The sequence below is a fragment of the Nitratireductor sp. WH36-1 genome, from assembly GCF_058725515.1.
Genome location: NZ_CM178970.1, coordinates 2,124,784 through 2,148,400 on the forward strand (window position 1 = coordinate 2,124,784; position 23,617 = coordinate 2,148,400).

Sequence of the window (23,617 nt, forward strand, 5' to 3'; positions counted from 1 at the left end):
TCTTTCGGGCAAAGGGCGCGGTTCGACGGGGGCGAAACGGCAAAGGGGCTTGTAATTTCGCGCCTTTGTCGTTAATCGCCGCGCATCTGAAACCCAAACGCATCCAGGGCGCCAAAGGAAGTTGCAATGGCCAAAGGTAAATTTGAGCGTACGAAGCCGCATGCGAACATCGGCACGATTGGTCACGTTGACCACGGCAAGACGTCTTTGACGGCGGCGATCACGAAGTATTTCGGTGAGTTCCGCGCGTATGACCAGATTGACGGCGCGCCGGAAGAGAAGGCCCGCGGCATCACCATTTCGACCGCGCACGTTGAGTACGAGACGGAGAACCGTCACTACGCTCACGTCGATTGCCCCGGCCACGCCGACTACGTGAAGAACATGATCACGGGTGCCGCGCAGATGGACGGCGCGATCCTGGTGGTTTCGGCCGCTGACGGCCCGATGCCGCAGACCCGCGAGCACATCCTGCTCGCCCGTCAGGTTGGCGTTCCGGCCATCGTCGTGTTCCTCAACAAGGTCGACCAGGTCGATGACGAAGAGCTTCTCGAGCTGGTTGAGCTCGAGGTTCGCGAGCTTCTGTCGTCCTACGACTTCCCGGGCGACGACATTCCGATCGTCAAGGGCTCGGCTCTTGCTGCTCTCGAAGACTCCAACAAGGAGATCGGCGAGGACGCAATCCGCAAGCTGATGGAAGAAGTCGACGCTTACATCCCGACGCCCGAGCGTCCGGTTGACCAGCCGTTCCTGATGCCGATCGAAGACGTGTTCTCGATCTCGGGCCGCGGTACGGTTGTGACGGGTCGCGTCGAGCGCGGCATCATCAAGGTCGGCGAGGAAGTCGAGATCGTTGGCATCCGTCCGACGACGAAGACGACCTGCACGGGCGTTGAAATGTTCCGCAAGCTGCTCGACCAGGGTGAAGCAGGCGACAACATCGGCGCGCTGATCCGTGGTGTTGACCGTGAAGGCGTTGAGCGCGGCCAGGTGCTGTGCAAGCCCGGTTCGGTGAAGCCGCACACGAAGTTCAAGGCAGAAGCCTACATCCTGACGAAGGAAGAGGGTGGCCGTCACACGCCGTTCTTCACCAACTACCGTCCGCAGTTCTACTTCCGTACGACGGACGTGACGGGTGTTGTGCACCTTCCGGAAGGCACCGAGATGGTCATGCCTGGCGACAACGTTGCCGTTGACGTCGAGCTGATCGTTCCGATCGCGATGGAAGAGAAGCTGCGCTTCGCTATCCGCGAAGGCGGCCGCACCGTCGGCGCCGGCATCGTCGCAGCCATCATTGAGTAAGCTCTGCCCCGGCAGTGTTGAATGCGGAAAGGGCGGCTCAGGCCGCCCTTTTATTTTGCCCGGAGCCTGTTTTCAAAGGGCTGGGGCAGGGTGGAAATCCGCCTTGACGAAACCCTCAGGGAAACAAATGACGTGGATGGTGCAAAACCTGCGCTAAAGTCTCTTTACAGACGCGTCGGAAGCCCTTAGGAAGCGGCCTGCCTACAGTGTGCAGCAGCGCACGGGAATGCAGGGGTATAGCTCAGTTGGTAGAGCGGCGGTCTCCAAAACCGCAGGTCGGGGGTTCGAGCCCCTCTGCCCCTGCCAGCGCATTTTGCGCCAGAGCCATTTCGTGAGATCCCGTTTGGTGAGATCCCATTTAGCGAGTTCGTTGAGTAAGCGCCTGTCGGAAGCTTCCGTTGGGGCTTGCAAGAATCGAACTTCGGTTCTATGTAGGGCGAACAGACACGCGGTGCGTGGAGCCGGGAACGCGGCTTTACGCGCCTTTGTCGTATGGGTGGATTACGAAAAGCGATTCGCTTTTTCGGATTTTGCTCTTGCCCGAAGGCCGGGTTTTCCTGGTCTCGGGTGCGTCTCCCGGCCAGTTCGGGGATAACAAACAGTCTGGGTTACCAGACGATAGAATCAAGAGCGGCACATGGCGTCGAAAACCACGAATCCTTTCACGTTTCTTCAGCAGGTTCGGTCCGAAACCGCAAAAGTGACGTGGCCCTCGCGGCGTGAGACCCTGATCTCGACAGTAATGGTCATCGCATTCGCCACGCTGGCGGCGATCTTCTTCTTTGCTGCCGATCAGCTCATGGCCTGGGGTATCGAGATCATTCTCGGTATCGGCGCCTGATTTGCGGACGATAGACGGAGTGCGATTGAAATGACTGCGCGTTGGTACATCGTCCACGCTTATTCGAATTTCGAAAAGAAGGTCGCAGAGTCGATCGAGGAGCAGGCACGCCAGAAAGGTCTTGATAACAAGATCGAGCAGGTCGTGGTTCCGACCGAAAAGGTCGTTGAAGTGCGCCGCGGTCGCAAGGTCGATGCCGAGCGCAAGTTCTTCCCGGGTTACGTCCTGGTGAAGGCGCAGCTCACCGACGCTGTCTTCTCGATGATCAAGAACACCCCGAAGGTGACGGGCTTTCTGGGCGACGCCAAGCCGGTTCCGATTACCGAAGCCGAGGCAGAGCGCATCCTGACGCAGGTTCAGGAAGGCGTGGAGCGTCCGAAGCCGTCCGTTACCTTCGAGATCGGCGAGCAGGTTCGCGTTTCCGACGGTCCGTTCGCTTCGTTCAACGGCTTCGTTCAGGAAGTGGACGAGGAGCGTTCGCGCCTCAAGGTCGAGGTGTCTATCTTCGGACGGGCAGTGCCCGTCGATCTGGAATTCGGTCAGGTCGAAAAGGGCTGACCGTGTTGCCCCGTGCGCGGGGCTTCATCGGTGGAAGGGAAATGCGGCTAAGCCGGTCGCTGATTTCCGGACCACCAAACTGCAGTGCCGGCACATTCTTTTCAGGGTGGCCGGTGAGAACGACAAGGCAGATGAGATATGGCTAAGAAAGTTGCAGGCCTGCTCAAGCTTCAGGTTCCCGCGGGTTCGGCTACGCCGTCGCCCCCGATCGGCCCTGCGCTTGGTCAGCGTGGCATCAACATCATGGAGTTCTGTAAGGCATTCAATGCCCAGACCCAGGAGATGGAAAAGGGATCCCCGATCCCGGTCGTGGTGACCTACTACCAGGACAAGTCCTTCACCTTCACGATGAAGACGCCTCCGGTGAGCTACTTCCTCAAAAAGGCAATCAACCTGAAGTCCGGCTCCAAGGAGCCCGGCAAGGTGGTTGCTGGCAAGATTTCGCGCGACAAGGTTCGCGAGATCGCGGAAGCCAAGCTTAAAGATCTGAACGCGACGGACGTCGAAGCAGCCATGCGCATGGTCGAAGGTTCGGCACGCTCCATGGGCCTGGAAGTGGAGGGCTGACGATATGGCGACGAAACTTTCCAAGCGCGTTGCGAAGTCCCGTGAAGGTATTGATCGCGACAAGGAATACGCTCTCGATGAGGCCGTTGCGCTCCTGAAGGACCGTGCGACCGCGAAGTTCGACGAGACCATCGAAGTTGCGATGAATCTCGGCGTCGACCCGCGCCACGCTGACCAGATGGTCCGCGGTGTGGTCAACCTGCCGAACGGCACGGGCCGTACGGTTCGCGTTGCCGTCTTCGCAAAGGGCGACAAGGCTGAAGAAGCAAAGGCAGCTGGTGCAGACATCGTCGGCGCCGAAGAGCTGGTTGAGAGCGTTCAGAAGGGCGAGATCAACTTTGATCGCTGCATTGCAACGCCGGACATGATGCCGCTGGTCGGCCGTCTCGGTAAGGTGCTTGGCCCGCGTGGCCTGATGCCGAACCCGAAGGTCGGCACCGTGACGCCGGACGTCACGGGTGCGGTCAAGGCTTCCAAGGGCGGCGCCGTTGAGTTCCGCGTCGAGAAGGCCGGTATCGTGCATGCAGGCGTTGGCAAGGCTTCCTTCGACGCCAAGGCCATTGCCGAGAACGTGCGCGCCTTCACCGATGCGGTGATCAAGGCGAAGCCGGCCGGCGCAAAGGGCAACTATGTGAAGAAGGTGGCTCTCACCTCGACCATGGGCCCGGGCCTGCGCATCGACGTTGGCAGCCTGTCGGCCGAAGGCTGATGAATTCCGGGGAGGGCGCTCCGGCGCCTTCCCCAAGACTTTCCGGATCGCAAGATCTGGAAGCCGGAAGGAAACTTCCGGAACATCCTGTCCGAGATTGCAGGCGGCTCGCCTTAATACTTTTAAAGGGCCTGCATGAGACGGGTGGGACCGGATAACGGAGCCTGGCTCCGGTTGATGGTTCGAACCGTGTTGGCCTTTTGTTTGATCCGGGTTTCCCGGTCAGCGAAGGGGGACAGGATCCTCGAGCGTCGCTTGGGTGATCCGAGTTTGCGGATGCCCTGCGGCAAAAGGCAAACCGGCGGATATTTCCTTCGGGAAACTCCGTCAAATGGAGAAGGCAGTGGACAGAGCGGAAAAACGCGAATTCGTCGCGGACCTGAACGAGGTGTTCAACAACACCGGTTCGGTCGTCGTAGCCCACTATGCCGGTCTGACCGTCGCGCAGATGAACGATCTTCGTTCCAAGATGCGCGGTGCAGGCGGCACAGTTAAGGTTGCGAAAAACCGTCTCGCCAAAATCGCCCTTCAGGGAACCCCGTCCGAGAGCATTCAGGCCCTTTTCGAAGGCCAGACCCTGATTGCTTATTCGGACGATCCGGTTGTCGCTCCTCGGGTCGCCAATGACTTCGCCAAGGCAAATGACAAGCTTGTCATTCTTGGCGGTGCCATGGGTGAGACCGCGCTCGATTCCGATGGTGTGAAGGCTCTTGCCTCGCTGCCGTCGCTGGACGAGCTGAGGGCGAAGCTGGTCGGCATGATTTCTACGCCGGCCACCCGGATCGCTCAGGTTGTCAACGCGCCCGCGGGTCAGCTCGCGCGCGTCTTTGGCGCCTATTCCAAGAAGGACGAGGCGGCGTGATGCCGGTCCTCAAGACCAACAACACAGTTCGAACACAAAAGGAAATGTACAATGGCTGATCTTGCTAAGATCGTTGAAGACCTGTCGAGCCTGACCGTCCTCGAAGCGGCTGAGCTCTCCAAGATGCTTGAAGAGAAGTGGGGCGTCTCCGCTGCTGCTCCGGTGGCAGTTGCTGCTGCTGCAGGCGGTGCTGCTGGTGGCGAAGCTGCTGAAGAGAAGACCGAGTTCGACGTCGTTCTCACCGATGCAGGCGCACAGAAGATCAACGTGATCAAGGAAGTCCGCGGCATCACCGGCCTGGGCCTCAAGGAAGCCAAGGACCTCGTTGAGTCCGCTCCGAAGCCGATCAAGGAAGGCGTGTCCAAGGACGAAGCCGAGAAGATCAAGGGTCAGCTTGAAGGCGCTGGCGCTAAAGTTGAGCTGAAGTAATTCGGCGTCCGGTCCGCGCGGATTTCCGATCTGCGCGGACCGGAACTTTGAAGACGGAACCGGAACCTCTTTCCTGTGGGCCGCAAGCGGCTTTCAGGAAACGGGTTTTTATCCGTTTGGATTGACCGCCGGGATGGCGGTTCACGTGGTGCATGCAAGCCAGGCAGGGCAAGGAGCGACGATGGCCGAGACCCAAACGTTTAATGGTCGCAGGCGGGTACGCAAATTCTTCGGAAAGATTCCGGAAGTTGCGGAGATGCCGAACCTGATTGAGGTTCAGAAGGCATCCTATGACCAGTTCCTGATGGTCGAGGAGCCCCAGGGCGGGCGACCTGACGAGGGGCTTCAGGCGGTGTTCAAGTCGGTGTTCCCGATCTCGGACTTCGCCGGTACGGCGATGCTCGAATTCGTGGACTACGAGTTCGAAGAGCCGAAATTCGATGTGGACGAGTGCCGGCAGCGCGATCTTACTTTCGCTGCGCCGCTCAAGGTGACGCTGCGCCTGATCGTCTTCGATGTGGATGAGGACACTGGCGCCAAGTCCATCAAGGACATCAAGGAGCAGGACGTCTACATGGGCGACATGCCGCTCATGACGTCCAACGGCACCTTCATCGTCAACGGCACCGAGCGCGTCATCGTTTCCCAGATGCACCGTTCGCCAGGCGTGTTCTTCGACCACGACAAGGGCAAGTCGCACTCGTCGGGCAAGCTTCTGTTTGCCGCGCGCGTCATTCCCTATCGCGGTTCCTGGCTCGACATCGAGTTCGACGCCAAGGACATCGTCCACGCGCGTATCGACCGCCGCCGCAAGCTTCCCGCGACGTCGCTTCTGATGGCGCTGGGCATGGACGGCGAAGAGATCCTGTCCACCTTCTACGATCAGCTGACCTATCAGCGCGACGGTGAGAACTGGCGCGTGCCGTATACGGTTGAGCGCTACAAGGGCCTCAAGGCCACTGCAGATCTCGTCGACGCGGACAGCGGCGAAGTGGTCGTTGAAGCTGGCAAGAAGATCACCGCGCGTCAGGCAAAGATGCTTGCAGAGAAGGGCCTCAAGGCCATTCACGCGACGGAAGAAGACCTGCTCGGCAACTATCTGGCCGAAGACATCGTCAACATGGAAACCGGCGAGATCTTCCTCGAGGCCGGTGACGAGATCGACGAGAAGACCCTCAAGGTTCTTCTGGAAGCCGGTGTCGACGAAGTCCACTTCCTGGACATCGACCACGTCAATGTGGGCGGTTACATCCGCAACACGCTGGCTGCCGACAAGAACGAGTCGCGCCAGGACGCGCTGTTCGACATCTACCGTGTCATGCGCCCGGGCGAGCCGCCCACGCTTGAGACGGCCGAAGCGATGTTCCATTCGCTGTTCTTCGACGCCGAGCGCTACGACCTGTCGGCCGTTGGTCGCGTGAAGATGAACATGCGTCTCGAGCTCGACGCCGAGGACACCGTGCGCGTTCTGCGCAAGGAAGACATCGTCGCCGTGGTCAAGACGCTGGTTGAGCTTCGCGACGGCAAGGGCGAGATCGACGACATCGACAATCTCGGCAACCGTCGTGTGCGTTCGGTCGGCGAGCTGATGGAAAACCAGTACCGCGTCGGCCTGCTCCGCATGGAGCGCGCGATCAAGGAACGCATGTCCTCGATCGAGATCGACACGGTCATGCCGCAGGACCTGATCAACGCGAAGCCGGCGGCTGCCGCCGTGCGCGAGTTCTTCGGTTCCTCGCAGCTCTCGCAGTTCATGGACCAGACCAACCCGCTCTCCGAGATCACCCACAAGCGTCGCCTTTCGGCGCTTGGACCGGGCGGTCTGACGCGTGAGCGTGCGGGCTTCGAAGTGCGCGACGTGCACCCGACCCACTACGGCCGTATCTGCCCGATTGAGACGCCGGAAGGCCCGAACATCGGTCTGATCAACTCGCTTGCCACCTTCGCCCGCGTCAACAAGTACGGCTTCATCGAGAGCCCGTACCGCAAGATCGTGGACGGCAAGGTCACGCAGGACGTCGTCTATCTCTCCGCCATGGAAGAGGCCAAGCACTACGTTGCGCAGGCCAATGCCGAGATCGGTGAAGATGGTGCGTTCACGGATGAATTCGTCATCTGCCGCCATGCCGGCGAGGTGATGATGGCTCCGCGCGAGAACGTCGATCTGATGGACGTGTCGCCCAAGCAGCTCGTGTCGGTCGCAGCAGCGCTCATTCCGTTCCTTGAGAACGATGACGCCAACCGCGCACTGATGGGCTCGAACATGCAGCGTCAGGCCGTGCCGCTGGTGCGCGCCGAGGCTCCGTTCGTCGGCACCGGCATGGAGCCGATCGTGGCGCGCGACTCCGGCGCTGCCATCGCGGCCCGCCGTACGGGCATCGTCGACCAGGTGGATGCGACGCGTATCGTTATCCGCGCCACCGAGGATGTGGATGCATCGCGCTCCGGCGTCGACATCTACCGTCTGATGAAGTTCCAGCGTTCCAACCAGAACACCTGCGTCAACCAGCGTCCGCTGGTGCGCGTGGGCGACCGGATCAACAAGGGCGACATCCTCGCCGACGGTCCGTCGACGGATCTGGGTGATCTGGCGCTTGGCCGCAACGTGCTCGTCGCGTTCATGCCCTGGAACGGCTACAACTACGAGGACTCCATCCTTCTGTCCGAGCGCATCGTTCGCGATGACGTCTTCACCTCCATTCACATCGAGGAATTCGAGGTGATGGCGCGTGATACGAAGCTTGGACCGGAAGAAATCACGCGCGACATTCCGAACGTTTCGGAAGAAGCGCTGAAGAACCTCGACGAAGCCGGCATCACCTATATCGGTGCTGAAGTTCAGCCGGGCGACATTCTCGTCGGCAAGATCACGCCGAAGGGCGAGAGCCCGATGACGCCGGAAGAGAAGCTTCTGCGCGCCATCTTCGGTGAGAAGGCTTCGGATGTCCGCGACACCTCCATGCGCATGCCGCCCGGCACGTATGGCACGGTCGTCGAAGTGCGCGTCTTCAACCGCCACGGCGTTGAGAAGGACGAGCGCGCCATGGCCATCGAGCGCGAGGAGATCGAACGCCTCGCAAAGGACCGTGACGACGAGCAGTCGATCCTCGACCGCAACGTCTACGCGCGCCTTTCCGACATGCTCGTTGGCAAGCAGGCAATCGCCGGTCCGAAGGGCTTCAAGAAGGGCAGCGAGCTCTCCGCTGATGCGCTGAGCGAGTATCCGCGTTCGCAGTGGTGGCAGTTTGCCGTTGAGGACGAGAAGCAGCAGGAAGCGCTCGAAGCTCTGCGTGCACAGTATGACGAGTCCAAGAAGGCGCTCGAGCAGCGCTTCATGGACAAGGTCGAGAAGGTGCAGCGCGGCGACGAGATGCCGCCCGGCGTGATGAAGATGGTCAAGGTCTTCGTTGCCGTTAAGCGCAAGATGCAGCCCGGCGATAAGATGGCCGGTCGTCACGGCAACAAGGGTGTCGTGTCGCGCATCGTGCCGGTTGAAGACATGCCGTTCCTCGATGACGGTCAGCATGTCGACATCGTGCTGAACCCGCTTGGCGTGCCGAGCCGCATGAACGTCGGACAGATCCTCGAGACGCACCTTGGCTGGGCCTGTGCCGGCATGGGGCAGCAGATCGGCGACCTGATCGACAGCTACAAGGAAAGCGGCGACATCAAGCCGTTGCGCCAGACCATTGAGGCCGTCATTCCCGAGAATGACCGCAACGAGCCGGTTCGCGAGTATGACGACGAGAGCGTCGTGCGTCTGGGCGAGCAGATGCGTCGCGGTGTCTCGATTGCAACGCCGGTCTTCGACGGCGCGCATGAGGCTGACGTCAACGACATGCTGGAGCTGGCCGGTATGAAGACCTCTGGCCAGGTCACGCTTTACGACGGACGTACGGGCGAAGCCTTCGACCGTCAGGTGACCGTGGGCTACATCTACATGCTGAAGCTGCATCACCTGGTGGACGACAAGATCCACGCCCGTTCGATCGGCCCGTACTCGCTCGTTACCCAGCAGCCGCTGGGTGGTAAGGCGCAGTTCGGTGGTCAGCGCTTCGGTGAGATGGAGGTCTGGGCGCTGGAAGCTTACGGCGCGGCCTACACGCTGCAGGAAATGCTGACGGTGAAGTCGGACGACGTGGCAGGCCGTACCAAGGTCTACGAAGCCATCGTGCGCGGCGACGACACGTTCGAGGCAGGCATTCCCGAGAGCTTCAACGTTCTCGTCAAGGAAATGCGCTCGCTCGGTCTCAATGTGGAGCTTGAAAACTCCCGCATTGAAGGATCCGAGGCTGAGCAGCTGCCCGACGCGGCTGAATAAGCGTTACGGCGTGTCGCGGGATTGCCCGCGACACGCATTCGTCGTTCGCACGGCAGCATAGCGGCCGAGCATTTGAACCGGTGAGGCAGGCGGCGGCAGCCAACACCGAAGTTTGAAAAAGGGACGATGCGTCCCGAAAAGGAGATCGGCATGAACCAAGAGGTCATGAATCTTTTCAACCCTCAGGCGCCGGCACAGACTTTCGATTCGATCAGGATTTCTCTCGCTAGCCCCGAGAAAATTCTTTCCTGGTCGTATGGCGAGATCAAGAAGCCCGAGACCATCAACTACCGCACGTTCAAGCCCGAGCGTGACGGCCTGTTCTGCGCGCGCATCTTTGGTCCGATCAAGGATTACGAATGCCTGTGCGGCAAGTACAAGCGCATGAAGTACAAGGGCGTCATCTGCGAGAAGTGCGGCGTTGAAGTCACGCTGTCGCGGGTGCGTCGCGAGCGCATGGGCCACATCGAGCTGGCCGCTCCGGTCGCTCACATCTGGTTCCTGAAGTCGCTGCCGTCGCGCATCGGCACGCTGCTCGACATGACCCTGAAGGACATCGAGCGCGTTCTCTATTTCGAGAACTATATCGTGACCGAGCCGGGTCTGACGGCGCTTAAGGAAAATCAGCTCCTCTCCGAAGAAGAGTATCTGATCGCGGTCGACGAGTATGGCGAAGACCAGTTCACCGCCATGATCGGCGCCGAGGCGATCCATCACCTTCTGGAATCGATGGAACTGGAGAAGATCGCCGGCGATCTGCGCTCCGAGCTTGCGTCCACCACGTCCGAGCTGAAGCAGAAGAAGCTTCTGAAGCGCCTCAAGGTGGTCGAGAACTTCCTGGAGTCGGGCAACCGTCCGGAGTGGATGATCATGAAGATCGTCCCGGTCATTCCGCCGGATCTGCGTCCGCTGGTTCCGCTGGATGGCGGTCGTTTCGCGACCTCGGATCTGAACGACCTCTACCGTCGTGTGATCAACCGTAACAACCGTCTGAAGCGTCTGATCGAGCTGCGCGCACCGGGCATCATCATCCGCAACGAGAAGCGCATGCTTCAGGAATCCGTGGATGCGCTGTTCGACAACGGCCGCCGCGGCCGCGTCATCACGGGTGCCAACAAGCGTCCGCTGAAGTCGCTCTCCGACATGCTCAAGGGCAAGCAGGGCCGCTTCCGTCAGAACCTGCTCGGCAAGCGCGTCGACTACTCCGGCCGTTCGGTGATCGTGACCGGTCCCGAGCTGAAGCTGCACCAGTGCGGCCTGCCGAAGAAGATGGCTCTGGAGCTCTTCAAGCCGTTCATCTACGCACGTCTCGACGCGAAGGGCTATTCGTCCACCGTCAAGCAGGCGAAGAAGCTGGTCGAGAAGGAAAAGCCGGAAGTCTGGGATATCCTGGACGAGGTGATCCGCGAGCATCCGGTTCTTCTGAACCGCGCGCCGACGCTGCACCGTCTGGGCATCCAGGCGTTCGAGCCCACCCTCATCGAAGGCAAAGCGATCCAGCTGCACCCGCTGGTCTGTACCGCGTTCAACGCAGACTTCGACGGCGACCAGATGGCCGTTCACGTGCCACTGTCGCTCGAAGCGCAGCTTGAAGCGCGCGTCCTGATGATGTCGACCAACAACATCCTTCACCCGGCCTCCGGCGCACCGATCATCGTGCCGTCGCAGGATATGGTTCTCGGACTCTACTACCTGTCCATCATGAACCAGAACGAACCGGGTGAGGGCATGGTGTTCGCCGACATGGGCGAGCTGCATCACGCACTCGAGACCGGCGTTGTCACGCTTCACACCAAGATCAAGGGCCGTTTCAAGACTGTCGACGCGGAGGGCAACCCCGTATCGCAGATCCACGAGACCACGCCTGGCCGTATGATCGTTGGCGAGCTGCTGCCGAAGAACCACAATGTGCCGTTCGACATCTGCAACCAGGAACTGACCAAGAAGAACATCTCCAAGATGATCGACACGGTCTATCGTCACTGCGGTCAGAAAGAGACGGTCATTTTCTGTGACCGCGTCATGCAGCTCGGCTTCGGCCATGCTTGCCGCGCCGGCATTTCCTTCGGCAAGGACGACATGGTCATTCCGGACACCAAGGAAAACCTGGTGGCCGAGACCGAGGCGCTCGCGAAGGAATACGAGCAGCAGTACAATGACGGCCTGATCACCCAGGGCGAGAAGTACAACAAGGTCGTCGACGCCTGGGCCAAGTGCTCGGAAAAGGTCGCCGACGAGATGATGAAGCGCATTAAGGCGGTCGAATTCGACGATGACGGTCGCCAGAAGCCGATGAACTCGGTCTACATGATGTCGCACTCCGGTGCCCGTGGTTCGCCGGCGCAGATGCGTCAGCTTGCCGGCATGCGCGGCCTGATGGCCCGTCCGGATGGCTCCATCATTGAGACGCCGATCATCTCGAACTTCAAGGAAGGCCTGACCGTGATGGAGTACTTCAACTCCACCCACGGCGCCCGTAAGGGTCTGGCCGACACGGCTCTGAAGACGGCTAACTCGGGTTACCTGACCCGCCGTCTGGTTGACGTGGCTCAGGACTGCATTGTCACCGTGCCGGATTGCGGCACCGACAAGGGCCTGACCATGCAGCCGATCGTCGACGCCGGTCAGGTGGTTGCTTCCATCGGCCAGCGCGTGCTGGGCCGTACCGCGCTTGATGACATCATCAATCCGGCAACCGAAGAAGTCATCGTTGCTGCCGGTCGGTTGATCGACGAGCGTGACGTTGAAGCCATCGAGAAGGCAGGCATCCAGTCCGTCCGCATCCGCTCGGCGCTGACCTGTGAAGTGCGCGTCGGCGTCTGCGCGGTCTGCTACGGCCGTGACCTTGCACGCGGTACGCCGGTCAACATCGGTGAAGCTGTCGGCGTCATCGCCGCTCAGTCGATCGGTGAACCGGGCACGCAGCTCACCATGCGTACCTTCCACATGGGTGGTACGGCGCAGGTGGTCGACCAGTCGTTCCTCGAAGCTTCCTTCGAAGGCACGGTCAAGGTTCGCAACCGCAATGTGGTGCGCAACTCCGAAGGCGATCTCATCGTGATGGGCCGCAACATGGCGGTTCTCATCATGGACGAGAACGGCGAGGAACGTGCAAGCCACCGCCTGACCTACGGTTCGCGTCTGTTCATCGACGAGGGCGACAAGGTGAAGCGCGGTCAGCGTATCTCCGAGTGGGATCCCTACACCCGTCCGATGCTCACCGAAGTGGAAGGCACCGTGGCGTTCGAGGATCTGGTGGATGGCGTGTCGGTTCAGGAAACCGCCGACGAATCCACCGGTATCACGAAGCGCGAGGTCATCGACTGGCGTTCGACGCCGCGCGGCACCGACCTGAAGCCGGCTCTGACGATCCTCGACTCCAAGGGCAAGATCTCCAAGCTTGCTCGTGGTGGCGACGCGCGGTTCCTGCTTTCGGTGGAAACGGTACTCTCCGTGGAGCCGGGCTCCAAGGTTATGCCGGGCGACGTGATTGCACGTATCCCGACCGAAAGTGCCCGTACGAAGGACATTACCGGTGGTCTGCCGCGCGTTGCGGAACTGTTCGAGGCCCGTCGTCCGAAGGATCACGCCATCATCGCCGAGATCGATGGTACGGTTCGCTTCGGCCGGGACTACAAGAACAAGCGCCGCATCATCATCGAGCCGCATGACGCGACTCTGGAGCCTGCGGAATACCTCATTCCCAAGGGCAAGCCGTTCCATCTTCAGGACGGCGACCAGATCGAGAAGGGCGACTTCATTCTCGACGGCAACCCGGCGCCGCACGACATCCTGGCGATCAAGGGCGTGGAGGCTCTTGCTTCCTACCTGGTCAACGAAATCCAGGAGGTCTATCGCTTGCAGGGCGTGTTGATCAACGACAAGCACATCGAGGTGATCGTTCGCCAGATGCTGCAGAAGATCGAGATCACGGCACAGGGCGACTCGACCTACATTCCGGGCGATCACGTCGACTCCGTGGAGTTCGACGAGGTCAATGACCGGTTGGTGGAAGAGGGCAAGAAGCCTGCCGAGGGCCAGCCGGTCCTGCTCGGCATCACCAAGGCTTCGCTGCAGACGCCGTCCTTCATCTCCGCGGCCTCCTTCCAGGAGACCACCCGCGTGCTGACCGAGGCGGCTGTTGCCGGCAAGGTCGACACGCTGCAGGGCCTGAAGGAAAACGTCATCGTCGGTCGTCTGATCCCGGCCGGTACGGGTGGCGCGATGAGCCAGGTTCGCCGGATTGCGCGCTCGCGCGACGATCTGATCCTGGACGAGCGTCGCAAGACCTCGGGCGTGGAAATGGCCGATCCGATGATCGCCGACATGACGACGAGTGCTGCCGAGTAATCGGCAGACCTCTTCTCAGAGAATGCAGAAGCCGGGCCTTGTGCCCGGCTTTTCTTTTGGCAGTCCACCGCCATCGTCGCGTGTCTGTCACCCGGCTGCATCATGAGGTTCTCCAGATCGCCGTGCGTTCATCCGGACGCACAAAGGGCGATCCAAACCATCGATGGAGCGTCGGATAAGCCGAAAACCGGTTTCGGTTCTTCGGTCCGATGCTCTGGAGGCGCATTCGCGCCCGGTTCACGGAGAAGACCTCATGTTCAGGAAATTAGTGCTCGCTGCCGCATTGTCCGTTTCGGCGCAGTCTCTGGCTCATGCCGAAGCCATGATGAAGCCCGCTTATCTCGGCGAAATCGTCCTCCCCAGCGGTCTCATGATCTCCGGTGTCGAGTTCGGCGGCATTTCCGGCCTGGACTACGACGCGGATGCGGATCTGTTCTACGCGATTTCGGACGACCGGTCGGAGAAAGCGCCGGCGCGGTTCTACCGTCTGAAGCTTGTGATCGAGGAAGACGGCGTGAAGGGCGTCGACATTGTCTCGAGCCATGTGCTGCAGGGTGAGAATGGTGAGCCCTTCGCGGCCAAGACGATCGATCCCGAAGCGATCCGCTACGATGGTGCGCGCCAGAGCGTGTTCTGGTCGAGCGAACGGGATGCCAAAGGCAAACCGACGCTCTTTGAGGCCAAACCGGACGGCGGGTTCAAGCGCAGTTTCGCGGTCCCCGGCGCTTATCTTCCCGATGCGGCCGGCGAGCGCGGCATTCGCAACAATCTGGCGTTCGAGGGGCTGACGCTTTCGGTCGATGGAGAGACCATCTGGGTCGCGACCGAGAATGCGCTCGTTCAGGACGGACCGAAAGCGACGCTTGAGGCGGGAAGCCCTTCGCGTATCGTTGGTTTCAACGTCGAAAGCGGCGAGCCGGTTGCCGAATATGTCTACGAAACCGGAACGATCCACCAGAAGTCGGAAACCGAGCCTTACTATAACGACAATGGTCTGACGGAGATCCTCGAGATCGACGCCGGCACGTTTCTCGCGGTCGAGCGCTCCTTTGCGCTGGGGACCGGAAACGAGATCAATCTCTATCGGGTCGAAACGGCGGGTGCGACCGATATTCTCGGTGCTGACAGCATCGCAGACCGCGATGTCACGCCGGTCAGCAAGACGCATGTTCTGAAGATCGGGGAAGGGGACTTCGGTCTCGACGTGGACAACATCGAATCCCTGACCTGGGGGCCCGTCATTGCTGGCCGGAAGACGCTGGTTCTGGCATCCGACAACAATTTCAACCCGAACGGCCAGTTCACCCAGTTCGTGGTGTTCGCCCTGGATGCGCCTTCTCAGTAAAGCGGGACGACCGAGGCTCGCTCATAAAGAAGAAGCCCGGCGCGATGGCCGGGCTTCCTGTCTCTGATCCGTGAAGGGGTCAGACCGGTTCGTCGAAGGTGACGATTGCGATCTCGCCTTCAAGCGCTCCCTGCCAGGCCGACAGGTGTGGCTCTTCATCGGGCTCGCCCTGCATGTCGCCGATCTGGTCCAGCTCGGCTTCCGCGTAGCCTTCGCGCGCGAGGGCTTCCAGCGCCATTCGCACCGCCGTGTCGTCGTCCGGGGCCTGCAGCATGATGTGCACGCCCTCGCTCTCATCACCCTTTTCGCGCCAGACCCGGCCGGTGATGATGGTGACGGGGCGATGTTCAGATTCGCTCATGGTGATTCCTGATTCTTGCCAACCGGCAATCGCTTACTATATGAAGCCTGCTTCTCGCATGCGGGATTGGAGAATGACAGAGATGGAGCGCCGTTTTGGTTCGAAATGGCGCTGTTTCGGGAAATAATCTGTCGTTTTAACCCTGTCTGGCTCGGCGATGGCCTGCGGTACAAGATAATCCTGGCGGCGGGGTTGACGGTTAACCCTCATGCGAGTAATTACCGCTTCGTCCGAGCCGATGTGAGGCTTTTTCTTTCGGGGCGACGCGCCCCGGATCAGGTCTCAAACAGGGTTCGTTTTTGCGAGCGACAGAATTTGCGGCGCATGAAGCGGAAACGCTTCCTCTGCTTTTTGTCCGGGCAAGACCGTTAAAAGCGGTTTGCAGCCTGGATTTGTGCGTAGAGCAAATTTTTGTTCTGGATGCGGCCCTCGGGCTTGAGACACGGAATTTGTAACAAGGGAAGGTTTGATGCCTACCGTTAACCAGTTGATCCGCAAGCCGCGCATTGCGCCGGTTAAGCGCAATAAGGTTCCGGCCATGCAGGCCAACCCGCAGAAGCGGGGTGTTTGCACGCGTGTTTACACGACGACGCCGAAGAAGCCGAACTCGGCCATGCGTAAGGTGGCCAAGATCCGCCTCGCCAATGGCTTCGAGGTCATCGGCTATATCCCGGGTGAGGGGCATAACCTTCAGGAGCACTCCGTGGTGATGATCCGCGGCGGTCGCGTGAAGGACCTTCCGGGTGTTCGCTACCACATCATCCGTGGTGTGCTTGACACCCAGGGTGTGAAGAACCGCAAGCAGCGTCGTTCGAAGTACGGCGCAAAGCGTCCGAAGTAGGATATCCGGCTTCGGCGCTTTGATTTTGAGCCGGGCCTCGAAGGTAAGAGACGAAAAACATGTCCCGACGCCACCGTGCAGAAAAACGAGAGATCAACCCCGATCCGAAATTCGGTGATACGGTTGTGACCAAGTTCATGAACGCCATCATGCTTGATGGCAAGAAGTCGGCTGCCGAGCGCATCGTTTACGGTGCATTCGACCAGGTAGAAGACAAGATGAAGCAGGAGCCTGTTGGTGTGTTCCATCAGGCGCTTGATAACGTTGCTCCGCACGTCGAGGTTCGCTCCCGTCGTGTTGGTGGTGCGACCTATCAGGTTCCGGTCGATGTTCGTCCTGAGCGTCGCCAGGCTCTGGCCATTCGTTGGCTGATCGCAGCTGCCCGCAAGCGCAACGAAACGACCATGGTCGATCGTCTGTCCGGCGAGCTGCTCGACGCAGCAAACAATCGCGGCACTGCCGTCAAGAAGCGCGAAGACACGCACAAGATGGCTGAAGCCAACCGCGCGTTCTCGCACTACCGCTGGTAGCCGTAGGATCGAAAAGGTACACGACGATGTCCCGCGAATATAAGCTCGAAGATTACCGTAACTTCGGTATCATGGCGCATATCGACGCCGGTAAGACGACGACGACCGAGCGTATCCTGTTCTACACCGGTAAGAACCACAAGATGGGCGAGACGCACGACGGCGCTTCGACCATGGACTGGATGGAGCAGGAGCAAGAGCGCGGTATCACCATTACTTCGGCTGCGACGACGACGTCGTGGACCGGCCGTGATGGCAACACCCGCCGCTTCAACATCATCGACACCCCCGGCCACGTTGACTTCACCATTGAAGTCGAGCGTTCGCTGCGTGTGCTCGACGGTGCGGTTGCTCTGCTCGACTCCAACGCCGGTGTTGAGCCGCAGACCGAGACTGTCTGGCGTCAGGCTGACAAGTATCATGTCCCGCGCATGATCTTCTGTAACAAGATGGACAAGATCGGCGCGGACTTCTACCGCTGCCTCGACATGATCAAGTCGCGTCTTGGTGCCACGCCGCTCGCCATCCAGCTCCCGATCGGTGCAGAGAACGACTTCCAGGGCGTTGTCGACCTCATCGAGATGAAGGCTGTTGTGTGGCGCGACGAGTCGCTCGGCGCTCAGTGGGACATTGTTGAGATCCCGGCCGACCTTCAGGCGAAAGCCGAAGAGTACCGCGAGCTGATGATCGAGACGGCTGTCGAGATCGACGAAGGCGCGATGGAGCGTTACCTCGAGGGCGAAATGCCTTCGAATGACGAACTTCGCCAGCTGATCCGGAAGGGCACGATCAACGTGAACTTCCATCCGGTTCTCTGCGGCACCGCGTTCAAGAACAAGGGTGTGCAGCCGCTGCTCGACGCCGTCGTCGACTTCCTGCCTTCCCCGCTTGAAGTTCCGGCGATCAAGGGCATCGATCCGAAGACCGAAGCAGAGATCGAACGCGTTTCTTCCGACGAAGAGCCGCTTTCCATGCTCGCCTTCAAGATCATGAACGATCCGTTCGTTGGCTCGCTCACCTTCTGCCGCATCTATTCGGGTGTGCTGAACAAGGGTGTTTCGCTGTCCAACACCGTGAAGGACAAGCGTGAGCGCATCGGCCGCATGCTGCAGATGCACTCCAACTCGCGTTCCGATCTGGAAGTTGCTTACGCCGGCGACATCGTCGCTCTGGCAGGCCTGAAAGAGACGACCACGGGCGACACGCTCTGCGATCCGCTGAAGCCGGTCATTCTCGAGCGCATGGAGTTCCCGGATCCGGTGATCCAGATCGCCATCGAGCCGAAGACCAAGGGCGACCAGGAAAAGATGGGCCTCGCGCTCAACCGCCTGGCAGCAGAAGATCCGTCCTTCCGCGTCAAATCCGACGAGGAATCCGGTCAGACCATCATCGCCGGCATGGGTGAGCTTCACCTCGACATCATCGTCGACCGCCTGAAGCGTGAATTCAAGGTCGAGGCCAATGTGGGCGCCCCGCAGGTTGCATACCGCGAGACGATCACCCGCGAAGCCGAGATCGACTACACGCACAAGAAGCAGTCCGGCGGTTCGGGCCAGTTCGCCCGCGTCAAGATCGTGTTCGCGCCGAACACCGAGAGCGAGGAATTCGAGTTCGAATCCAAGATCGTCGGCGGTTCGGTTCCGAAGGAATACATTCCCGGTGTCCAGAAGGGTATCGAGAGCGTTCTTTCCTCCGGTCCGGTTGCAGGCTTCCCGATGCTCGGCGTGAAAGCCACGCTGATCGACGGCGCCTACCACGACGTTGACTCCTCGGTCCTCGCGTTCGAGATCGCCGCCCGCGCAGCCTTCCGTGAAGGCGCCCAGAAGGCGGGTGCGCAGCTTCTCGAGCCGATCATGAAGGTCGAGGTTGTGACGCCGGAAGAATATGTGGGCAGCATCATCGGTGACCTGAACGGTCGTCGCGGTCAGATCCAGGGCCAGGAGCCGCGCGGTATCGCTACGGTGATTAATGCCATGGTTCCGCTGGCAAACATGTTCAAGTACGTCGACACGCTGCGTTCGATGTCGCAGGGCCGCGCCCAGTACACGATGCAGTTCGATCACTACGAGCCGGTTCCCAGCGCTGTGGCGCAGGAGATCCAGAAGAAATACGCATAATTCGCTCAACGCACGGCGTTACGGATTATCGAAAGTTGAAAGAGCCCGAACGGGCACAAGGAATGGAGAGCTCACATGGCCAAAGGTAAATTTGAGCGTACGAAGCCGCATGCGAACATCGGCACGATTGGTCACGTTGACCACGGCAAGACGTCTTTGACGGCGGCGATCACGAAGTATTTCGGTGAGTTCCGCGCGTATGACCAGATTGACGGCGCGCCGGAAGAGAAGGCCCGCGGCATCACCATTTCGACCGCGCACGTTGAGTACGAGACGGAGAACCGTCACTACGCTCACGTCGATTGCCCCGGCCACGCCGACTACGTGAAGAACATGATCACGGGCGCTGCACAGATGGACGGCGCGATCCTGGTGGTTTCGGCCGCTGACGGCCCGATGCCGCAGACCCGCGAGCACATCCTGCTTGCGCGTCAGGTTGGCGTTCCGGCCATCGTCGTGTTCCTCAACAAGGTCGACCAGGTCGACGACGAAGAGCTTCTCGAGCTGGTTGAGCTCGAGGTTCGCGAGCTTCTGTCGTCCTACGACTTCCCGGGCGACGACATTCCGATCGTCAAGGGCTCGGCTCTTGCTGCTCTCGAAGACTCCAACAAGGAGATCGGCGAGGACGCAATCCGCAAGCTGATGGAAGAAGTCGACGCTTACATCCCGACGCCCGAGCGTCCGGTTGACCAGCCGTTCCTGATGCCGATCGAAGACGTGTTCTCGATCTCGGGCCGCGGTACGGTTGTGACGGGTCGCGTCGAGCGCGGCATCATCAAGGTCGGCGAGGAAGTCGAGATCGTTGGCATCCGTCCGACGACGAAGACGACCTGCACGGGCGTTGAAATGTTCCGCAAGCTGCTCGACCAGGGTGAAGCAGGCGACAACATCGGCGCGCTGATCCGTGGTGTTGACCGTGAAGGCGTTGAGCGCGGCCAGGTGCTGTGCAAGCCCGGTTCGGTGAAGCCGCACACGAAGTTCAAGGCAGAAGCCTACATCCTGACGAAGGAAGAGGGTGGCCGTCACACGCCGTTCTTCACCAACTACCGTCCGCAGTTCTACTTCCGTACGACGGACGTGACGGGTGTTGTGCACCTTCCGGAAGGCACCGAGATGGTCATGCCTGGCGACAACGTTGCCGTTGACGTCGAGCTGATCGTTCCGATCGCGATGGAAGAGAAGCTGCGCTTCGCTATCCGCGAAGGCGGCCGCACCGTCGGCGCCGGCATCGTCGCAGCCATCATTGAGTAGAACGGGAAACTTCCGGCGCGGCGCGGACCTCCGCGCCGCAGCGGAACAAGGATTTGACACATGAACGGACAGAATATCCGTATCCGCCTCAAGGCGTTTGATCATCGCGTTCTTGATGCCTCGACGCGGGAAATCGTGTCTACGGCTAAACGCACGGGCGCCAATGTGCGCGGCCCTGTGCCGCTGCCCACGCGCATCGAGAAGTTTACTGTTAACCGGTCTCCTCACATCGACAAGAAGAGCCGCGAACAGTTTGAGATGCGCACCCACAAGCGGCTGCTCGACATCGTCGATCCGACGCCGCAGACCGTCGATGCTCTGATGAAGCTCGACCTGGCTGCCGGCGTGGACGTCGAGATCAAGCTCTAGGGCGCAAGACAAAAAGTCTGGAACCTGCGCCACCGTCCGCAACTGCGGGAGAGGTGGCTGGGAACCCCGAAAGGAAATCGAACCGATGCGTTCAGGTGTTATCGCACAAAAGATCGGTATGACACGCGTCTACAACGAAGCGGGCGAACATGTGCCCGTGACGGTTCTGCGCATGGAGAACTGTCAGGTCGTTGCGCAGCGTACCGAGGAGAAGAACGGCTACACGGCGGTGCAGCTTGGCGTTGGACTGGCCAAGGTGAAAAACACGTCGAAGGCGCTTCGCGGTCATTTTGCGACCGCTTCCGTCGAGCCGAAGGCCAAAGTGGCCGAGTTCCGTGTGTCGCCCGACAATCTTCTTGATGTCGGCGCGGAGATCACGGTCGAGCATTTCGTCGCCGGCCAGAAGGTCGACGTGACGGGTACTTCGATCGGTAAGGGCTTCCAGGGTGTCATGAAGCGCCACAATTTTGGCGGCGGTCGTGCAACCCATGGTAACTCGGTCTCGCACCGTTCGCATGGTTCTACCGGTCAGCGTCAGGATCCTGGTAAGGTCTTCAAGGGTAAGAAGATGGCCGGCCACATGGGCGACCATCGCGTCACCACCCAGAACCTGGAAGTGGTCTCCACCGACACTGAGCGTGGCCTCATTCTGGTCCGCGGTGCCGTACCGGGCTCCAAGGGCGCCTGGATCATGGTCCGCGACGCCGTCAAGGCTCCGCTGCCCGACAACGTGCCGATGCCGGCTGCAATTCGCGCTGCCAAGGCTGAAGAAGCTGCCGCCAGCGAGGGGGCTGAATAATGGACATTAAAGTTACGACCCTTGCAGGCAAGGACGCTGGTAAGCTGAAGATCTCTGACGAGATCTTCGGTCTCGAGCCCCGCGAAGACATCCTGCACCGCGTCGTGCGCTGGCAGCTTGCAAAGAAGCAGCAGGGCACGCACCAGACCAAGGGGCGCTCGGAAATCGCGCGCACCGGTGCAAAGATGTACCGTCAGAAGGGTACGGGCCGCGCCCGTCACTCGTCTGCCCGTGTTCCGCAGTTCCGCGGCGGTGGTCGCGCTCATGGCCCGGTCGTTCGCGATCACAGCCATGACCTTCCCAAGAAGGTCCGCGCACTCGGCCTGAAGCTCGCCCTGTCGGCGAAGGCGAAGGGTTCCAGCCTCATCGTCATCGACGATCTGGCGCTCGAGGACGGCAAGACGAAGACGCTCGTTGAGAACTTCGCAAAGCTCGGCCTGAACAACGCCCTGCTTATCGGCGGCCCGGAAGTCGATGCCGGCTTCAAGCGTGCGGCTCAAAACATCGCCAACATCGACGTTCTGCCAGTGCAGGGCATCAATGTTTACGACATTCTGCGCCGCGGCACGCTGGTCCTTTCCAAGGCCGCCGTCGAGGCCCTTGAGGAGCGTTTCAAATGACGGAGCTTCGCCACTATGACGTGATCGTCAGCCCGGCGATCACCGAGAAATCGACCATGGCGTCGGAAAACAACCAGGTGGTCTTCAATGTGGACCGCTATGCGACGAAGCCTGAGATCAAGGCTGCAGTCGAGGCGCTCTTCGGCGTCAAGGTTACCGGTGTCAACACGCTTGTTCGCAAGGGCAAGGTGAAGCGTTTTCGCGGAACGATTGGCCGCCAGAGCGACGTGAAGAAAGCGATCGTCACGCTGGCCGAAGGTCATTCCATCGACATCGCGACTGGCCTCTAATCGGGCGGCGAGGAAGAGACAATGGCACTGAAGAAGTATAAACCGGTAACCCCAGGCCAGCGCCAGCTGGTCATCGTTGACCGCTCGGGCCTTCACAAGGGCAAGCCTGTCAAGGGCCTGACCGAAGGTCTGACGGGCAAGGGCGGCCGCAACAACACGGGTCGCATCACCGCTCGCTTTCAGGGTGGTGGTCACAAGCGCACCTACCGTCTGATCGACTTCAAGCGTCGCAAGCTTGACGTACCGGCCACGGTCGAGCGCATCGAGTACGACCCGAACCGCACCGCGTTCATCGCGCTGGTTCGCTACGAGGACGGCGAGCTGTCCTACATCCTGGCGCCGCAGCGTCTTGCAGCGGGCGATACCGTTATCGCCAGCAACAAGGCCGTCGACGTGAAGCCGGGCAATGCGATGCCGCTTGCTGCGATGCCGATCGGCACGATCGTGCACAACGTCGAGATGAAGCCCGAGAAGGGCGGTCAGATCGCACGTTCGGCTGGCGCATATGTTCAGCTCGTCGGTCGCGATCAGGGCATGGCGATCCTTCGCCTCAACTCTGGCGAACAGCGCCTTGTTTCGGGTCTTTGCTTCGCCACCGTTGGTGCAGTATCCAACCCGGATCACAGCAACATCAGCCTTGGTAAGGCTGGCCGCAAGCGTTGGATGGGCAAGCGCCCGCACAACCGCGGTGTTGTCATGAACCCGGTCGACCACCCGCACGGTGGTGGTGAAGGCCGCACCTCCGGTGGTCGTCATCCGGTGTCGCCCTGGGGTAAACCCACCAAGGGCATGAAGACCCGGTCGAACAAGTCGACCGACAAATTCATCATGCGCTCGCGCCATCAGCGCAAGAGCTAAGGAAAGGTAGCGGCAAGTGTCCCGTTCAGTCTGGAAAGGCCCCTTCGTCGACGGCTATCTCCTGAAGAAGGCCGAGAAGGTGCGCGATAGCGGCCGTAACGAGGTTATCAAGATGTGGAGCCGTCGCTCCACCATCCTGCCCCAGTTTGTTGGGCTGACCTTCGGTGTTTACAACGGCCAGAAGCACATCCCCGTTTCCGTCTCCGAGGAGATGGTCGGTCACAAGTTTGGTGAATTTGCTCCGACCCGCACCTATTACGGCCATGGGGCGGACAAGAAGGCAAAGAGGAAATAACA

21 protein-coding genes and 1 tRNA gene are annotated in these 23,617 nt (G+C 60.4%); 21 read left to right on the forward strand and 1 reads right to left on the reverse strand.

The annotated features are described in order from the left end of the window. Window positions 1-126: 126 nt before the first annotated feature. The 11 genes from tuf (AC4PTT_RS09935) to AC4PTT_RS09985 all read left to right on the forward strand — a co-directional run bounded on the left by tuf (AC4PTT_RS09935) (window position 127) and on the right by AC4PTT_RS09985 (window position 15,284). Window positions 127-1,302: an elongation factor Tu gene (gene tuf, locus AC4PTT_RS09935; protein WP_206547510.1), complete on the forward strand. Its 1,176-nt coding sequence runs from the start codon at window positions 127-129 to the stop codon at window positions 1,300-1,302. A gap of 230 nt (window positions 1,303-1,532) precedes the next feature. Further along, window positions 1,533-1,608: transfer RNA gene (locus AC4PTT_RS09940), tRNA-Trp, on the forward strand. Window positions 1,609-1,939: 331 nt separating this feature from the next. Then, window positions 1,940-2,143, forward strand: coding sequence for a preprotein translocase subunit SecE (gene secE / locus AC4PTT_RS09945; protein ID WP_113155300.1), 204 nt, complete (start codon window positions 1,940-1,942; stop codon window positions 2,141-2,143). A gap of 30 nt (window positions 2,144-2,173) precedes the next feature. Continuing rightward, window positions 2,174-2,701 (forward strand): transcription termination/antitermination protein NusG, encoded by a 528-nt coding sequence (gene nusG, locus AC4PTT_RS09950; RefSeq protein WP_113155299.1) that lies wholly within the window; start codon window positions 2,174-2,176, stop codon window positions 2,699-2,701. A 138-nt stretch (window positions 2,702-2,839) separates the two neighbouring features. Further along, a complete protein-coding gene (gene rplK / locus AC4PTT_RS09955; protein ID WP_113155298.1) occupies window positions 2,840-3,268 on the forward strand; it encodes a 50S ribosomal protein L11 in 429 nt (142 codons plus the stop codon). A 4-nt stretch (window positions 3,269-3,272) separates the two neighbouring features. Further along, window positions 3,273-3,977 carry a 50S ribosomal protein L1 gene (gene rplA, locus AC4PTT_RS09960; RefSeq protein WP_113155297.1) on the forward strand — a complete coding sequence of 235 codons (705 nt, stop codon included), beginning with the start codon at window positions 3,273-3,275 and terminating at the stop codon, window positions 3,975-3,977. Window positions 3,978-4,320: 343 nt separating this feature from the next. Next, complete coding sequence (rplJ, locus tag AC4PTT_RS09965; protein WP_113156316.1) at window positions 4,321-4,839, forward strand: 50S ribosomal protein L10; 519 nt, start codon at window positions 4,321-4,323, stop codon at window positions 4,837-4,839. Window positions 4,840-4,890: 51 nt separating this feature from the next. Further along, window positions 4,891-5,268, forward strand: coding sequence for a 50S ribosomal protein L7/L12 (gene rplL, locus AC4PTT_RS09970; protein ID WP_065815249.1), 378 nt, complete (start codon window positions 4,891-4,893; stop codon window positions 5,266-5,268). Window positions 5,269-5,449: 181 nt separating this feature from the next. After that, window positions 5,450-9,589: a DNA-directed RNA polymerase subunit beta gene (gene rpoB / locus AC4PTT_RS09975; protein WP_492161065.1), complete on the forward strand. Its 4,140-nt coding sequence runs from the start codon at window positions 5,450-5,452 to the stop codon at window positions 9,587-9,589. Between the two features lie 150 nt (window positions 9,590-9,739). After that, on the forward strand, window positions 9,740-13,939 hold the full coding sequence (rpoC, locus tag AC4PTT_RS09980) for a DNA-directed RNA polymerase subunit beta' (RefSeq protein ID WP_113156315.1): 4,200 nt from the start codon (window positions 9,740-9,742) through the stop codon (window positions 13,937-13,939). 253 nt (window positions 13,940-14,192) lie between these two features. Beyond that, on the forward strand, window positions 14,193-15,284 hold the full coding sequence (locus tag AC4PTT_RS09985; protein ID WP_492161066.1) for an esterase-like activity of phytase family protein: 1,092 nt from the start codon (window positions 14,193-14,195) through the stop codon (window positions 15,282-15,284). A 79-nt stretch (window positions 15,285-15,363) separates the two neighbouring features. On the opposite strand, the gene AC4PTT_RS09990 is transcribed toward AC4PTT_RS09985, so the two are convergent. Next, entirely contained in the window at window positions 15,364-15,645 is a 282-nt protein-coding gene (locus tag AC4PTT_RS09990) for a transcriptional regulator (protein ID WP_297560373.1), read from the reverse strand. 469 nt (window positions 15,646-16,114) lie between these two features. Between AC4PTT_RS09990 and rpsL the strand changes: the two genes are divergently transcribed. The 10 genes from rpsL to rpsS all read left to right on the forward strand — a co-directional run bounded on the left by rpsL (window position 16,115) and on the right by rpsS (window position 23,615). Then, complete coding sequence (rpsL, locus tag AC4PTT_RS09995; RefSeq protein WP_007010616.1) at window positions 16,115-16,486, forward strand: 30S ribosomal protein S12; 372 nt, start codon at window positions 16,115-16,117, stop codon at window positions 16,484-16,486. A 59-nt stretch (window positions 16,487-16,545) separates the two neighbouring features. Then, the gene (gene rpsG / locus AC4PTT_RS10000; protein ID WP_113155292.1) at window positions 16,546-17,016 is read left to right on the forward strand and encodes a 30S ribosomal protein S7; all 471 of its coding nucleotides are present in this window, start codon (window positions 16,546-16,548) and stop codon (window positions 17,014-17,016) included. 26 nt (window positions 17,017-17,042) lie between these two features. After that, window positions 17,043-19,133, forward strand: coding sequence for an elongation factor G (gene fusA / locus AC4PTT_RS10005; protein ID WP_206552510.1), 2,091 nt, complete (start codon window positions 17,043-17,045; stop codon window positions 19,131-19,133). Between the two features lie 75 nt (window positions 19,134-19,208). Next, entirely contained in the window at window positions 19,209-20,384 is a 1,176-nt protein-coding gene (gene tuf / locus AC4PTT_RS10010; protein ID WP_206547510.1) for an elongation factor Tu, read from the forward strand. 60 nt (window positions 20,385-20,444) lie between these two features. Further along, window positions 20,445-20,753 carry a 30S ribosomal protein S10 gene (rpsJ, locus tag AC4PTT_RS10015; protein WP_007009511.1) on the forward strand — a complete coding sequence of 103 codons (309 nt, stop codon included), beginning with the start codon at window positions 20,445-20,447 and terminating at the stop codon, window positions 20,751-20,753. Window positions 20,754-20,838: 85 nt separating this feature from the next. Further along, window positions 20,839-21,552, forward strand: a complete 714-nt coding sequence (gene rplC / locus AC4PTT_RS10020; RefSeq protein WP_113155289.1) for a 50S ribosomal protein L3 — start codon at window positions 20,839-20,841, stop codon at window positions 21,550-21,552. Beyond that, window positions 21,552-22,172, forward strand: coding sequence for a 50S ribosomal protein L4 (gene rplD / locus AC4PTT_RS10025; protein ID WP_206545228.1), 621 nt, complete (start codon window positions 21,552-21,554; stop codon window positions 22,170-22,172). Before rplC ends, rplD begins: the two co-directional genes overlap by 1 nt. Beyond that, on the forward strand, window positions 22,169-22,462 hold the full coding sequence (locus AC4PTT_RS10030) for a 50S ribosomal protein L23 (RefSeq protein WP_113155287.1): 294 nt from the start codon (window positions 22,169-22,171) through the stop codon (window positions 22,460-22,462). The genes rplD and AC4PTT_RS10030 overlap by 4 nt, the downstream gene beginning before the upstream one ends. A gap of 21 nt (window positions 22,463-22,483) precedes the next feature. Further along, complete coding sequence (gene rplB, locus AC4PTT_RS10035) at window positions 22,484-23,320, forward strand: 50S ribosomal protein L2 (RefSeq protein WP_113155286.1); 837 nt, start codon at window positions 22,484-22,486, stop codon at window positions 23,318-23,320. A gap of 16 nt (window positions 23,321-23,336) precedes the next feature. Next, window positions 23,337-23,615 carry a 30S ribosomal protein S19 gene (rpsS, locus tag AC4PTT_RS10040; RefSeq protein ID WP_009452531.1) on the forward strand — a complete coding sequence of 93 codons (279 nt, stop codon included), beginning with the start codon at window positions 23,337-23,339 and terminating at the stop codon, window positions 23,613-23,615. Window positions 23,616-23,617: the final 2 nt, after the last annotated feature.